This window comes from Streptomyces graminilatus, assembly GCF_001418565.1.
Lineage (GTDB): Bacteria > Actinomycetota > Actinomycetes > Streptomycetales > Streptomycetaceae > Streptomyces > Streptomyces graminilatus.
In genome coordinates, this window is the sequence record NZ_LIQQ01000205.1 from 16,195 (window position 1) to 28,419 (window position 12,225).

At 69.4% G+C, this 12,225-nt stretch carries 13 protein-coding genes; 3 read left to right on the plus strand and 10 right to left on the minus strand.

Translation table 11 applies throughout. The features are described 5' to 3' along the window. Positions 1 to 20 precede the first annotated feature (20 nt). Genes AOK08_RS18165 through AOK08_RS18180 form a run of 4 tightly spaced genes read right to left on the minus strand, consistent with a single transcriptional unit; the run spans position 21 to position 3,026 of the window. Positions 21 to 1,343 carry an NADH-quinone oxidoreductase subunit D gene (locus tag AOK08_RS18165; RefSeq protein WP_055526912.1) on the minus strand — a complete coding sequence of 441 codons (1,323 nt, stop codon included), beginning with the start codon at positions 1,341 to 1,343 and terminating at the stop codon, positions 21 to 23. Beyond that, a complete protein-coding gene (locus tag AOK08_RS18170; protein ID WP_055526914.1) occupies positions 1,340 to 2,101 on the minus strand; it encodes an NADH-quinone oxidoreductase subunit C in 762 nt (253 codons plus the stop codon). The genes AOK08_RS18165 and AOK08_RS18170 overlap by 4 nt, the downstream gene beginning before the upstream one ends. Continuing rightward, positions 2,098 to 2,652, minus strand: coding sequence for a NuoB/complex I 20 kDa subunit family protein (locus tag AOK08_RS18175; protein ID WP_053743379.1), 555 nt, complete (start codon positions 2,650 to 2,652; stop codon positions 2,098 to 2,100). Before AOK08_RS18175 ends, AOK08_RS18170 begins: the two co-directional genes overlap by 4 nt. Before the next feature lie 14 nt (positions 2,653 to 2,666). Next, complete coding sequence (locus AOK08_RS18180; protein ID WP_005476348.1) at positions 2,667 to 3,026, minus strand: NADH-quinone oxidoreductase subunit A; 360 nt, start codon at positions 3,024 to 3,026, stop codon at positions 2,667 to 2,669. Positions 3,027 to 3,747: 721 nt separating this feature from the next. On the opposite strand from AOK08_RS18180, the gene AOK08_RS18185 reads away from it, so the two are divergent. After that, positions 3,748 to 4,617, plus strand: coding sequence for a C40 family peptidase (locus tag AOK08_RS18185; RefSeq protein WP_055526915.1), 870 nt, complete (start codon positions 3,748 to 3,750; stop codon positions 4,615 to 4,617). 180 nt (positions 4,618 to 4,797) lie between these two features. On the opposite strand, the gene AOK08_RS18190 is transcribed toward AOK08_RS18185, so the two are convergent. Next, positions 4,798 to 6,081 carry a geranylgeranyl reductase family protein gene (locus AOK08_RS18190; RefSeq protein ID WP_055526917.1) on the minus strand — a complete coding sequence of 428 codons (1,284 nt, stop codon included), beginning with the start codon at positions 6,079 to 6,081 and terminating at the stop codon, positions 4,798 to 4,800. Between the two features lie 99 nt (positions 6,082 to 6,180). Between AOK08_RS18190 and AOK08_RS18195 the strand changes: the two genes are divergently transcribed. After that, positions 6,181 to 6,687, plus strand: a complete 507-nt coding sequence (locus AOK08_RS18195) for a GNAT family N-acetyltransferase (protein ID WP_055526919.1) — start codon at positions 6,181 to 6,183, stop codon at positions 6,685 to 6,687. 147 nt (positions 6,688 to 6,834) lie between these two features. Continuing rightward, the gene (locus tag AOK08_RS18200) at positions 6,835 to 7,173 is read left to right on the plus strand and encodes a PASTA domain-containing protein (RefSeq protein ID WP_079054108.1); all 339 of its coding nucleotides are present in this window, start codon (positions 6,835 to 6,837) and stop codon (positions 7,171 to 7,173) included. A gap of 63 nt (positions 7,174 to 7,236) precedes the next feature. Here the strand turns inward: AOK08_RS18200 and AOK08_RS18205 are convergent, their stop codons facing one another. The 5 genes from AOK08_RS18205 to AOK08_RS18225 form a co-directional block, all read right to left on the minus strand. Next, positions 7,237 to 7,938, minus strand: a complete 702-nt coding sequence (locus AOK08_RS18205) for a demethylmenaquinone methyltransferase (protein ID WP_055526926.1) — start codon at positions 7,936 to 7,938, stop codon at positions 7,237 to 7,239. 113 nt (positions 7,939 to 8,051) lie between these two features. Then, positions 8,052 to 8,540 (minus strand): imidazolonepropionase-like domain-containing protein, encoded by a 489-nt coding sequence (locus AOK08_RS18210; RefSeq protein WP_055526928.1) that lies wholly within the window; start codon positions 8,538 to 8,540, stop codon positions 8,052 to 8,054. A 23-nt stretch (positions 8,541 to 8,563) separates the two neighbouring features. Beyond that, on the minus strand, positions 8,564 to 9,778 hold the full coding sequence (mqnC, locus tag AOK08_RS18215) for a cyclic dehypoxanthinyl futalosine synthase (RefSeq protein ID WP_055526930.1): 1,215 nt from the start codon (positions 9,776 to 9,778) through the stop codon (positions 8,564 to 8,566). A 67-nt stretch (positions 9,779 to 9,845) separates the two neighbouring features. Then, positions 9,846 to 10,700 carry a prepilin peptidase gene (locus AOK08_RS18220; protein WP_055526931.1) on the minus strand — a complete coding sequence of 285 codons (855 nt, stop codon included), beginning with the start codon at positions 10,698 to 10,700 and terminating at the stop codon, positions 9,846 to 9,848. A gap of 19 nt (positions 10,701 to 10,719) precedes the next feature. Then, positions 10,720 to 12,225, minus strand: a 1,506-nt coding sequence (locus AOK08_RS18225) for an AfsR/SARP family transcriptional regulator (RefSeq protein WP_198539303.1), incomplete at its 5' end; no start/stop codon positions are given.

The following is a 12,225-nucleotide window of genomic DNA, read 5'->3' on the forward strand; positions in this document are numbered from 1 at the left end:
GACGCCCTCGGGAGTGGTGGTCACCGGTCGACGCCTCCCATCACGGGGTCGATGGACGCGACGGCGACGATGACGTCGGCGACCTGGCCGCCCTCGCACATCGCCGCCATGGCCTGCAGGTTGGTGAAGGACGGGTCCCGGAAATGGACCCGGAAGGGGCGGGTGCCTCCGTCGGAAACGGCGTGCACCCCGAGTTCGCCCTTGGGTGACTCGACGGCCGCGTACGCCTGTCCCGGCGGGACGCGGAAACCCTCGGTCACCAGCTTGAAGTGGTGGATCAGGGCCTCCATGGAGGTGCCCATGATCTTCTTGATGTGGTCCAGGGAGTTGCCCAGGCCGTCCGGGCCCAGGGCGAGCTGGGCGGGCCAGGCGATCTTCTTGTCGGTGACCATGACCGGGCCGGGCTGGAGCCGGTCCAGGCACTGCTCGACGATCCTGAGCGACTGGCGCATCTCCTCCAGGCGGATCAGGAAGCGGCCGTAGGAGTCGCAGGAGTCCGCGGTGGGGACGTCGAAGTCGAACGTCTCGTAGCCGCAGTAAGGCTGGGACTTGCGCAGGTCGTGCGGGAGGCCGGTGGAGCGCAGGATCGGGCCGGTGGCGCCGAGGGCCATGCAGCCGGCCAGGTCGAGGTATCCGACGTCCTGCATACGGGCCTTGAAGATGGGGTTCCCGGTGGCGAGCTTGTCGTACTCGGGAAGGTTCTTCCGCATCTTCTTCACGAACTCGCGGATGTGGTCCACCGCGCCCGGCGGCAGGTCCTGGGCGAGTCCGCCGGGGCGGATGTACGCGTGGTTCATCCGCAGGCCCGTGATGAGCTCGTAGATGTCGAGAATCATTTCACGATCACGGAATCCGTAGATCATGATCGTGGTGGCGCCGAGTTCCATACCGCCGGTGGCGATGCACACGAGGTGCGAGGACAGCCGGTTGAGCTCCATGAGGAGCACGCGGATGAGGGTGGCCCGGTCGGGAATCTGGTCCTCGATGCCGAGGAGCTTCTCGACGGCGAGACAGTAGGCGGTCTCGTTGAAGAAGGACGTCAGGTAATCCATGCGCGTGACGAAGGTGGTGCCCTGCGTCCACGTGCGGAATTCGAGGTTCTTCTCGATGCCGGTGTGCAGATAGCCGATGCCGCAGCGGGCCTCGGTGACCGTCTCGCCGTCGATCTCCAGGATGAGGCGGAGCACACCGTGGGTGGACGGGTGCTGCGGGCCCATGTTGACGACGATCCGCTCGTCGTCGGCACGGGCCGCGGACTGGACGACCTCGTCCCAGTCGCCGCCGGTGACCGTGTAGACGGTGCCTTCGGTGGTCTCGCGCGGAGTTGCGTGCTGTGTGCTCATGAGTACGACCTCCGCTGGTCCGGAGCCGGGATCTGGGCGCCCTTGTACTCGACGGGGATGCCGCCGAGGGGGTAGTCCTTGCGCTGCGGGTGGCCCGGCCAGTCGTCCGGCATCATGATCCGCGTGAGGGCCGGGTGACCGTCGAAGACGATCCCGAAGAAGTCGTACGTCTCGCGTTCGTGCCAGTCGTTCGTCGGATAGACGGAGACCAGGGACGGGATGTGCCGATCGCTGTCGGGGGCGCTGACTTCGAGGCGGATCAGCCTGTTGTGGGTGATCGAGCGCAGGTGGTAGACGGCGTGCAGCTCGCGGCCCTTGTCCTGCGGGTAGTGGACTCCGCTGACGCCCGTGCAGAGTTCGAAGCGCAGGGCGGGGTCGTCGCGCAGGGTCTGGGCGACGCTCAGCAGGTACGCGCGTTCGACGTGGAACGTCAGCTCCGCGCGGTCGACGACCGTCTTCTCGATCACGTTCTCGGGGACCAGGCCCTGTTCCTCCAGGGCGCCCTCGAGTTCGTCGGCGACCTCGTCGAACCAGCCGCCGTAGGGCCGCGCCGAGGCTCCCGGGAGCCGGACGGAGCGGACCAGGCCGCCGTAGCCGGAGGTGTCGCCGCCGTTGGCGGCGCCGAACATGCCGCGCTGGACGCGGATCTCCTCACCGCCGTCGCCGCGCTGGCCGGGGAGGTTGGAGGCGGCGAGGTCCTTCTCGGGGTTGACCCCGTTGCTCGCACCGCCTGCTCCGGTGCCGTTCGCGTCGCTCATCGCAGCAGCCCCTTCATCTCGATCGTGGGGAGTGCCTTGAGCGCGGCCTCCTCCGCCTCGCGGGCTGCTTCCTCGGCGTTCACGCCGAGCTTGGAGGTCTGGATCTTCTGGTGGAGCTTGAGAATCGCGTCGATCAGCATCTCGGGCCGGGGCGGGCAGCCGGGCAGATAGATGTCGACCGGCACGATGTGGTCGACGCCCTGCACGATGGCGTAGTTGTTGAACATGCCGCCCGAGGACGCGCAGACCCCCATGGAGATCACCCACTTGGGATTGGGCATCTGGTCGTAGACCTGGCGCAGCACCGGCGCCATCTTCTGGCTGACCCGGCCGGCCACGATCATCAGGTCCGCCTGGCGGGGCGAACCGCGGAAGACCTCCATGCCGAAGCGCGCGAGGTCGTAGCGGCCGGCGCCGGTGGTCATCATCTCGATGGCGCAGCAGGCGAGTCCGAACGTGGCCGGGAAGACGGACGCCTTGCGTACCCAGCCCGCGGCCTGCTCGACGGTGGTCAGCAGGAATCCGCTCGGCAGTTTTTCTTCGAGTCCCATGTCTCAGAGGCCTCTCAGTCCCATTCCAGGCCGCCGCGCCGCCATACGTACGCGTACGCCACGAAGACGGTGAGCACGAAGAGCAGCATCTCCACGAGCCCGAAAACACCCAGGGCGTCGAAGGTGACGGCCCAGGGGTAGAGGAAGACGATCTCGATGTCGAAGACGATGAAGAGCATCGCCGTCAGGTAGTACTTGATGGGGAATCGCCCACCGCCGGCCGGCGTGGGTGTCGGCTCGATCCCGCATTCATACGCTTCGAGTTTGGCCCGGTTGTACCGCTTCGGGCCGATCAGCGAAGCCATGATCACGGAGAAGATCGCAAAGCCTGCCCCGAGGGCTCCCAGTACGAGGATGGGCGCATACGCGTTCACCGCTCCTCGCTCCTCTCAGTCGGCACTGACTGCTGGCGATTGCATGGAGCCGGCGCCGCCCCGTCCGTCCGCGAACCTCGCCCGTCCCGGCGAAGATCGCGGACATGTGAAGCAGGTCACAAGCCCAACTGCCCCGCATCCTATGCCCGGCGGTCTGTGATCTGCGACACGGGGTATTGCCGAACCTTTGTGATCTCCACCACCCGACGAAGGATCATCAAGTCGGATGAGCGGTGATCTTCACACGCGAAGCGTCCACGCGATCACCAGAGGTGACATCTTCCTAGGTTACCGCTGGTCACAAGCATCGCCTCAATATCAAGAGACTTCCCGTGCATGCAAATTGGAGATGGACGGGGTGGCTTGATATTGGGGCGCGTTCACACATCAGGTGGACCCGCGCGGCGAATGTGGACGACGGACGCACGTGCACGCGTTCACGAGCGACGGCGGCCGACGGCTCCCGGGCGGGACGCACCCCGGCCGGTGACCATTCCGTGACCTGTGCCACATCCGTGAAGGCCCGTGAAGATCGGGGCTTGGCCACGGACCGCAACCGATGGTAAGCAGCGGGCAATTAGGGCGTATCGATGAAAGCGCATGATCACAGGCATGATCACACGTGTCCGCAATGCCCGTTACGGCGTCAATAAAGAGTGACCGGCAGGAAATTTGGGGGCTCGGTTGAACAACTGTGGCGCACCACACGTTCCTTGTAGGTATGGAGGAGCCCCTGGTACCGCTAGTACCCATGTCCCACACCGCTACCGCTCACATACGCAGCCACCGGAAGCCCCGGCGTGCCGGCAACTCGTCTCTGGCGATGCGTGCCGGAGTCGCCGGTGGCGTTCTCAGCACCCTGGCAGCGGCTGGAGCGTCCACCGCGGCGAACGCCGCCGAGCCTGTGACGCAGACCTTCGAGCTGCCCACCCTCACGGCCGACCTGGCCGCTCAGATCGCCGAGTCCGCGGACGCCACACAGCAGGCCGCCGCGAACTACGAGCTCCAGGCCGTGCGTGACGCCGCAGCCGCCCAGGCGGCCCAGGAGGCCCGGAAGGACCTCGCGGAGGCCAAGCAGAAGGCGGAGGCCAAGAAGAAGGCCGAGGACGCCCGCAGGGCCGCCGCTGAGGCCGCTGTGTCCCGCTCCGCCGAGCGCGCGACGCTGGCCGCCACCGACTCGGCGTCCGCCTCCGCCTCCGCCTCCAGCTCGTCGTCACAGGTGGCGACCCCCGCGAGCGGCAGTGTCGCGACCGTCATCAGCTTCCTCAAGGCGCAGCTCGGCGACGCCTACGTCCTGGGCGCCACGGGCCCCAACGCGTGGGACTGCTCTGCTCTGGTCCAGGCCGCGTTCAGGCAGGTCGGCGTGGATCTCCCCCGGGTCTCGCAGGACCAGTCGATGCAGGGCACCGAGGTCTCCCTGTCGAACATCCAGGTCGGCGACATCCTGTACTGGGGTCCGAAGGGTTCGGCGTACCACGTGGCGGTGTACGTGGGCAACGGCCAGTACCTGGACGCGGCCAACCCGTCCAAGGGCGTTGTCGTCCAGGACCTGTCCGGGTACCCGGCGACGGGCGCGGTGCGCGTGCTCTGAGCGGGCCGCGAGAACGCATGGGTGAGGGTCGTTGCCGCTGGTGGGCAACGACCCTCGGCCTTTCTCCGCCGCGGCGGAGAGCGGCCCGTGGCGGGTGTCGGCCCGCCGCGAGGAGGGGTTCGCGCGGCGGGCCACCGGGCAGGAGGCCTCAGCTCCCGGTCCTGGGAGGGGCTTCGCCGGTCACGCCTTCGGGGCCACCTTGCTCAGGCCGTTGATGATGCGGTCCATCGCGTCGCCGCCCGTGGGGTCGGTCAGGTTGGCCAGCATCTTGAGGGTGAACTTCATCAACAAGGGGTGGGTCAGGCCACGTTCGGCCGCGATCTTCATGACCTTCGGGTTGCCGATGAGCTTCACGAAGGCGCGGCCCAGCGTGTAGTAGCCGCCGTAGGTGTCCTTGAGCACGCGCGGGTAGCGCTGGAGGGCGATCTCCCGCTGGGCCGGGGTGGCCCGCGCGTGGGCCTGGACGATGACGTCCGCGGCGATCTGGCCGGACTCCATGGCGTAGGCGATGCCCTCCCCGTTGAAGGGGTTCACCATGCCTCCGGCGTCACCGACGAGCAGCAGGCCCTTCGTGTAGTGGGGCTGCCGGTTGAACGCCATGGGGAGGGCGGCGCCGCGGATCGGGCCGGTCATGTTGTCGGGGGTGTAACCCCAGTCCTCCGGCATTGACGCGCACCAGGCCTTCAGGACCTCGCGCCAGTCCAGCTCCTTGAAGGAGTCCGAGGTGTTGAGCACGCCGAGACCGACGTTGGACGTGCCGTCGCCCATGCCGAAGATCCAGCCGTAGCCGGGGAGCAGACGGTCCTCGGCGCCTCGCCGGTCCCAGAGTTCCAGCCAGGACTCCAGGTAGTCGTCGTCATGGCGCGGCGAGGTGAAGTAGGTGCGGACCGCGACGCCCATCGGGCGGTCCTCGCGGCGGTGCAGGCCCATCGCCAGGGACAGCCGGGTGGAGTTGCCGTCGGCGGCGACCACCAGCGGCGCATGGAAGGTGACTTCGCGCTTGTCCTCACCGAGTTTCGCGTGCACTCCGGTGATGCGGCCGGTGCGGTCGTCGGTGATCGGGGCGCCGACGTTGCAGCGCTCGTACAGGCGCGCGCCCGCCTTCTGGGCCTGGCGGGCGAGCTGTTCGTCGAAGTCGTCCCGCTTGCGTACGAGACCGTAGTCGGGGAAGGAGGCGAGTTCCGGCCAGTCGAGCTGGAGGCGGACACCGCCACCGATGATGCGGAGGCCCTTGTTCCGCAGCCAGCCGGCCTCCTCGGAGATGTCGATGCCCATCGACACGAGCTGCTTGGTCGCCCGCGGTGTGAGGCCGTCGCCGCAGACCTTTTCGCGCGGGAAGCTGGTCTTCTCCAGCAGCAGCACGTCGAGTCCGGCCTTCGCCAGGTAGTAGGCGGTGGTGGAACCGGCTGGCCCGGCCCCGACGACGATCACATCGGCGGTGTTTTCGGAGAGGGGCTCGGTCACGACGGGTTCTCCCCAAGACTCTCAAATCTGCGTGCCGACCGGCACTGGACATGGGCAGTCTATTCAGCAGTACTGATCACCCGGCTGAAGGGCTGCCCCGTGAACCGAGCGCTCCCCGTAGTACGCCTCCGAGTTCCCACCGACGAGGATGCCTTCGCCTGGCACCGGGTCTTCGACGACCCCGATGTCATGGAGTTCCACGGGGGCAGGTCCGCGGAACTGTCCGTCTACGAGGAACTGACCGCCCGCCAGCGCCGGCACGACGCCGAGTACGGGTTCTGCCTGTGGACCATGCTCGACGAGTCGGACCAGGTCATCGGCTTCACGGGCGCCCAGCCGTGGCCGCAGGACTGGGGGCCCAAGGGGGAGATCGAGATCGGCTGGCGGCTCGGACGCGCCCACTGGGGGCAGGGGTACGCCACCGCGGCGGCCGAGTTGACGCTGGACAGAGTGCGCGCCGCGGGCGTGTCCAGCGTGGTCGCCATGGTCGCCTCCCGCAACGAGCGGTCCATCGCGGTCACCCGGCGTCTGGGCATGCGGCTCGCCGACGTCTTCACGACGCCGACGCTGAAGCAGGAGGGGCACTGCTATCGGCTTGATCTGTGAACGGGGAACGGAGGGGCCGGGACGGAGAGACCAGGACCGGGACCCAATCCGTTACGGACGGTGACCATTTGACACGGAAAACCACTTAGCGCTTCCGGGCGGTACGTGGCCGGGGTTACCCTGCCCGTACCGCTGGGGGTGACGTCTGTGCACAGAACACCCAATACGCCCGAGGCGCGCGTACCGAAACTCGTCGGCCTGATGGCCGTGGACGCGCGTGAGAGGGCCAGGGCGCACGGGGTGCTCCTCGCCGCGCCCGACCGGCCCGAGTTCCAGCTCACCGTCGTCGACCACGTCGTACGGCAGTATCCGCCACCCGGAGTCGCGATACCGCGCGGAGCCGTCGTCACCGTGTGGTTCGACTTCGGGGAGGGGGAAGGCGGCGGAGGCGCGGGGGTGCGTGAGCCGCGCCTGCCGAGGCCGCCCCGGGGCGGGCTGGAACGCGAACTCGACCGGCCCGGGGACGCGTTCGAGGTGATCGGATGATCAGGTGGATCAGGTGGATCAGCCGATCAGGTGACCGACAGGTCGGTTGGCCGACTGCGCCGGCTACGAAGAGGGCTGCTTGAAGCCTCGGTGCAGGGCCACCACGCCGCCCGTCAGATTGCGCCAGGCCGTCTTCGACCAGCCCGCCTCGCGCAGCAGCTCGGCCAGCGCCGGCTGGTCGGGCCAGGCGCGGATGGACTCGGCGAGGTAGACGTACGCGTCGGGGTTCGAGGAGACCGCGCGGGCGACCGGGGGCAGGGCGCGCATCAGGTACTCCGTGTACACCGTGCGGAAGGGCGCCCAGGTCGGGTGCGAGAACTCGCAGATCACGACCCGTCCGCCGGGGCGCGTGACCCGGTACAGCTCGCGCAGCGCGGCGCCCGTGTCCTGGACGTTGCGCAGCCCGAAGGAGATCGTCACCGCGTCGAAGGTGTCGTCCTTGAACGGCAGCCTGGTGGCGTCGCCCGCCGTGAAGGGCAGCCAGGGGTGGTTCCGCTTGCCGACCCCGAGCATCCCGAGGGAGAAGTCGCAGGGGACGACGTACGCGCCCGTGCGGGCGAAGGGCAGGGAGGACGTGGCCGTACCGGCGGCCAGGTCGAGGATCTTCTGCGCCGGGCGGGCGTCGACCGCCTTCGCGACCTCCTTGCGCCACACGCGGTCCTGGCCGAGCGACAGCACGTCGTTCGTGAGGTCGTACCGTTCCGCCACGTCGTCGAACATCGAGGCGACTTCGTGCGGCTGCTTGTTCAGGGATGCGCGGGTCACGTGCCCATTGTGGCAGTACGCGCCTCACGGGCTCCCAGCGGCACCGGCACGGGCCCGACGTACTGAACCGTACCGAGCCCCTCCCCGCGCGCCGGGAGACATCCGCCCGCCGCTCACCGGCGTCTGTGGATCAGCCGCCCCGCGCACACCGTCGCGAGGCACGCCCCGCCCTCGTCGAACACCGCCAGGTCGGCCCGCTCGCCCTCGACGATCGCCGGAACCCGTGTCCGTGTCTGTGCCTGTGCCTGTGCCTGTGCCTGTGTCCGCGTCAGTACGGCGACGTCGTTACGGGCAGCCGCGGAGCGGAGGTCGGGGGAGGTGACGTACTCCTCCAGCACCGCCACCGCGCCCCCCTTCAGCACGGCGTGCACGCGTTCGCGTGGACTCGGGGCGTCCGGGAGGGGACCCTCGTGGACCAGGCCAGGTCCCAGCACGCCCGGCCAGCGGCGCACCCGCGCCCCCGGGAACCGTTCCGCCACCTCGGTGAGTGGGCCCACGGCCGCGATCCGGTCGCCGTCGACCGCGACGGCGCCGTCCTTCAGGGGTTCCGCGTCCGTGTCCCAGTCGACCCGGACCTCGTCGGCGGTGTGAATCGTCAGCACGGCGTCAGCGCAGTCCGTGTCCGCTAGTTGGAGGCGAGGAGCTTGAGCTCGGGGTGGGCCGTGCCGCCCTCGATCGCGGTGGACGAGATGTGGGACATGACGCGCTCGTCGACCGGGTCGTTCGCCGGGTCGTCGTGGACGACGATGTGCTCGTAGGTCGTGGTCCGCTGGGCGGGGACGCGGCCGGCCCTGCGGATCAGGTCGATGATCTCCAGGCGGTTGGAGCGGTGCTTGGCGCCGGCGGCGGAGACGACGTTCTCCTCCAGCATGATCGAGCCGAGGTCGTCCGCGCCGTAGTGCAGGGAGAGTTGGCCGGCCTCCTTGCCCGTGGTGAGCCACGAGCCCTGGATGTGGGCGATGTTGTCCATGAAGAGACGGGCGATGGCGATCATGCGCAGGTACTCGAAGATCGTGGCCTGCGTACGGCCCTTGAGGTGGTTGTTCTCGGGCTGGTAGGTGTACGGGATGAAGGCGCGGAAGCCGCCCGTCCGGTCCTGTACGTCACGGATCATCCGCAGGTGCTCGATGCGCTCGGCGTTGGTCTCGCCAGTGCCCATGAGCATGGTGGACGTCGATTCGACGCCCAGCCCGTGCGCGGTCTCCATGATCTCCAGCCAGCGTTCGCCGGACTCCTTGAGGGGCGCGATGGCCTTGCGGGGGCGCTCGGGAAGGAGTTCAGCGCCGGCACCGGCGAAGGAGTCGAGGCCGGCCGCGTGGATACGGGTGATCGCCTCCTCGACCGACACCTTCGAGATCCGGGCCATGTGCTCGACCTCGCTCGCCCCCAGGCTGTGGATGACGAGCTGCGGGAACTCGGCCTTGATCGCGGCGAAGTGCTTCTCGTAGTACTCGACGCCGTAGTCAGGGTGGTGGCCGCCCTGGAACATGATCTGCGTACCGCCGAGTTCGACGGTCTCCGCGCAGCGGCGCAGGATGTCGTCGAGGTCGCGGGTCCAGCCCTTGGCGGTGTCCTTGGGGGCGGCGTAGAAGGCGCAGAACTTGCACGCCGTCACACACACGTTCGTGTAGTTGATGTTGCGCTCGATGATGTACGTCGCGATGTGCTCCGTACCCGCGTAACGGCGGCGGCGTACGGCGTCGGCGGCCGAGCCGAGGGCGTGCAGCGGGGCGTCGCGGTAGAGGTGGAGCGCCTCTTCGGGGGTGAGCCGCCCGCCCGCCGCGGCACGTTCCAGGACGGCTGTGACATCAAACGACATGAGGTCGGCGTTCTCGGTCACCGGGCGTCCCTTCGAAGGCGTGGGGCGGACCGTTCCAGCCTACGTCAGCGGCCTGCCAGGGCTCACGTCAGGCCGCGTACGCCCCGATCAGCAGCCCGACGAACGCGCCCGCGAGCAGGAACGGCCCGAACGGGATGGACGTACGGCGACCGGCCCGGCGCGCGATGACGAGCGCGAGCCCGTACAGCCCGCCGAAGAGGAATCCGGCGAAGGTGCCGAGGACGACGGCCCCCCAGCCGTACCAGCCCAGGACTGCCCCGAGCCCGAGGGCGAGTTTCACGTCGCCGAAGCCCATGCCGTTGGGGCTGATGAGGAAGAGCACGAAGTACGCGCCTCCGAGCACCAGGGTGCCGAGGAGGGAGGTGAGCCAGTCGCCCGCGTGTTCGGGCAGCAGGGCGGCCCCGCCCAGGAGGACGAGGGCGGCGGGGGCCAGCGGGAGGGTCAGCGGGTCGGGCAGCCGCTGCACCCGGAAGTCCACGACGGCGAGCAGCACCCCGACGGGCGCGAGCAGCAGCCAGGCCCCCAGCTCGGGCCGGGTACCGGTCGCGGCGGCGAGGGCGGCGCAGACGAGCGCGGTGACGAGGGCGAGGAGGGGGGTGCTGGGACCGTAGGACGCGGTCGCGCGTCTCCCTTCTCCCTCGTCTCCCCCTTCTCCCTCGTCTCCCTCGTACGAGGGGGCGGTCGGGCCCGTCGTGAGGTGCCCCGCGTCCCTGGGCCGGGCGGGCTCGTCCGTCGTACCGGCGGCGCAGATCGCGCACCGTGCCCAGCCCAGCCAGCCGCCCAGGGGGTGGCCCGCTGGGCAGTGGTCCCGCCAGGTTTCCTCCGGCGGGACCGAGAACCGGTAGGCGGCCCGGGGTACGAGCGTCCCGGCCGCCGCGCCCCACAGCGCGGCGGCCATGACGATCAACTGGTCGATGCTCATTCCACGGCTCCCTCGGCGCTCATCCCACGGCCGCCGCGCCGTCGCGCCACGTCGGCAGCAGTTCGTCGAGGAGCGCCTCGGTGCGCGGCGGAAGGCCACGCGCGCCGCTGCGGCCGATCAGGTCGGCGGCGACCTGCCGGAGCTTGTCCACGTCGCCGGTGGAGTGCGTGGCGCGCAGGAGTTCGTGCCACAGCCGCTCGTCGCCGGGGGCGGAGTTCAGGGCGGCGGTGAGCGCCTCGATGGCTCGCTCGGCGCGGTCCTTCACCAGGTGGAACTCTGCGAGGGCGAGCCCGATGTCGGCGACCAGCAGCGGGAGTTGGGCGTCGATGATCTCGTGCGTGAGCCAGCCGTAGCGGCCCTCGGGACGGTCGGCGAGCAGCGGCCCGCGTACCAGGACGAGCGCGTCGGTGAGGAGGCGTCCACGTACGACCCGGCTGTCTACGCCTTTGCCCTGCGTGGCCTCGTGGTAGAGGGAGCGCAGTACGTCGAGGTCGGACACGACCGACTCGGCGAGCGTGAGCCGCCCGTTGGTGTCGGTGGTCAGACGCGGGGTGCCGTCGGGGTCGGTGCCGAGCCAGACGCGCAGCCTTTCGAGGAGCGCCTCGCGTACGTCGTCGGTGACACCGCGCGGCCAGAGCGCGGAGGCCAGTACACGCGGGTGCACACCCTCGCGGTGCAGCAACAGCAGGGCGAGCGCTTCGTGTTGGAGCGCGCTGCGCTCCCCGTCCGGGGTGTCGAGGCCGATGATCTCGTACGGGCCGACGAGTCGGGCGTACACCGCCGGCCGTCCCTGCTCGCTGATGTCGACGAGGAAGGGGGGTGCGGTCGCGGGTCCGTCCGGAGTGCGGTCGGGGTCGGAGGCCGCCTCGATGAACAGCTCGACGATCGCGCGCTGTTGGGCGACGGGCAGTACCTGGGCGTCGAGTTCGAGGCCGAGAAGGGGCGCGAGGAGCTTGCCGTCGCCGGTGATCTCCAACTCCCAGGCGGCGCCGGGCAGATCACCACTGTCGGTGCCGACGAGGTATCCGATGCCCAACCGGCCTGCGTCGGAGGCGAGTTCGGCCAGCTTCACGGCGTCGTCGGTGGAGAGTTCGGCGGCGAGGAGTACGAGGTGCGGGGCCCAACGGGTGTGCTGGGCGGGCCCGGTGCGGCCGGTGAGGACCGAGTCGTGACCAGCGGCGCCCAGCGCACCGCGCCGCTGCCTGGTCTCGGCCTCCATCGTCTCGACGAGGGCCTCGATGCCGTCGAGGTGGCGCAACCGGTTGGGGGCGAGGGAGGTGAGGTCCTCGCCGAATCCGACGAGGGTGATGGTCATGCGGTCCGACCACCCGTTGGTGGCCAACTCGGCGGCGACGGAGGCGAATACGGCGGCCCGGTCGGACTCGGTCCCGCTCAGGGAGACGATGCCGGGCACCGACTCCAGGTTGAGCAGCAGGCGTGAGTCGTCCATGGTCCCGAGGCTGACGAGGCCCGGGTAGGGAGCGGCGGTGTCGGCATCGTCGTACCGCTCGGCGTCCGAGCGGGA

Bases quoted from the DNA above. Each gene is read 5' to 3' on its own strand.
- AOK08_RS18170 (WP_055526914.1), bottom strand. From the start codon at position 2,101: ATGAGCGACGCGAACGGCACCGGAGCAGGCGGTGCGAGCAACGGGGTC.
- AOK08_RS18220 (WP_055526931.1), bottom strand. From the start codon at position 10,700: ATGAGCATCGACCAGTTGATCGTCATGGCCGCCGCGCTGTGGGGCGCG.
- AOK08_RS18185 (WP_055526915.1), top strand. From the start codon at position 3,748: ATGGAGGAGCCCCTGGTACCGCTAGTACCCATGTCCCACACCGCTACC.
- AOK08_RS18175 (WP_053743379.1), bottom strand. From the start codon at position 2,652: ATGGGACTCGAAGAAAAACTGCCGAGCGGATTCCTGCTGACCACCGTC.
- AOK08_RS18165 (WP_055526912.1), bottom strand. From the start codon at position 1,343: ATGAGCACACAGCACGCAACTCCGCGCGAGACCACCGAAGGCACCGTC.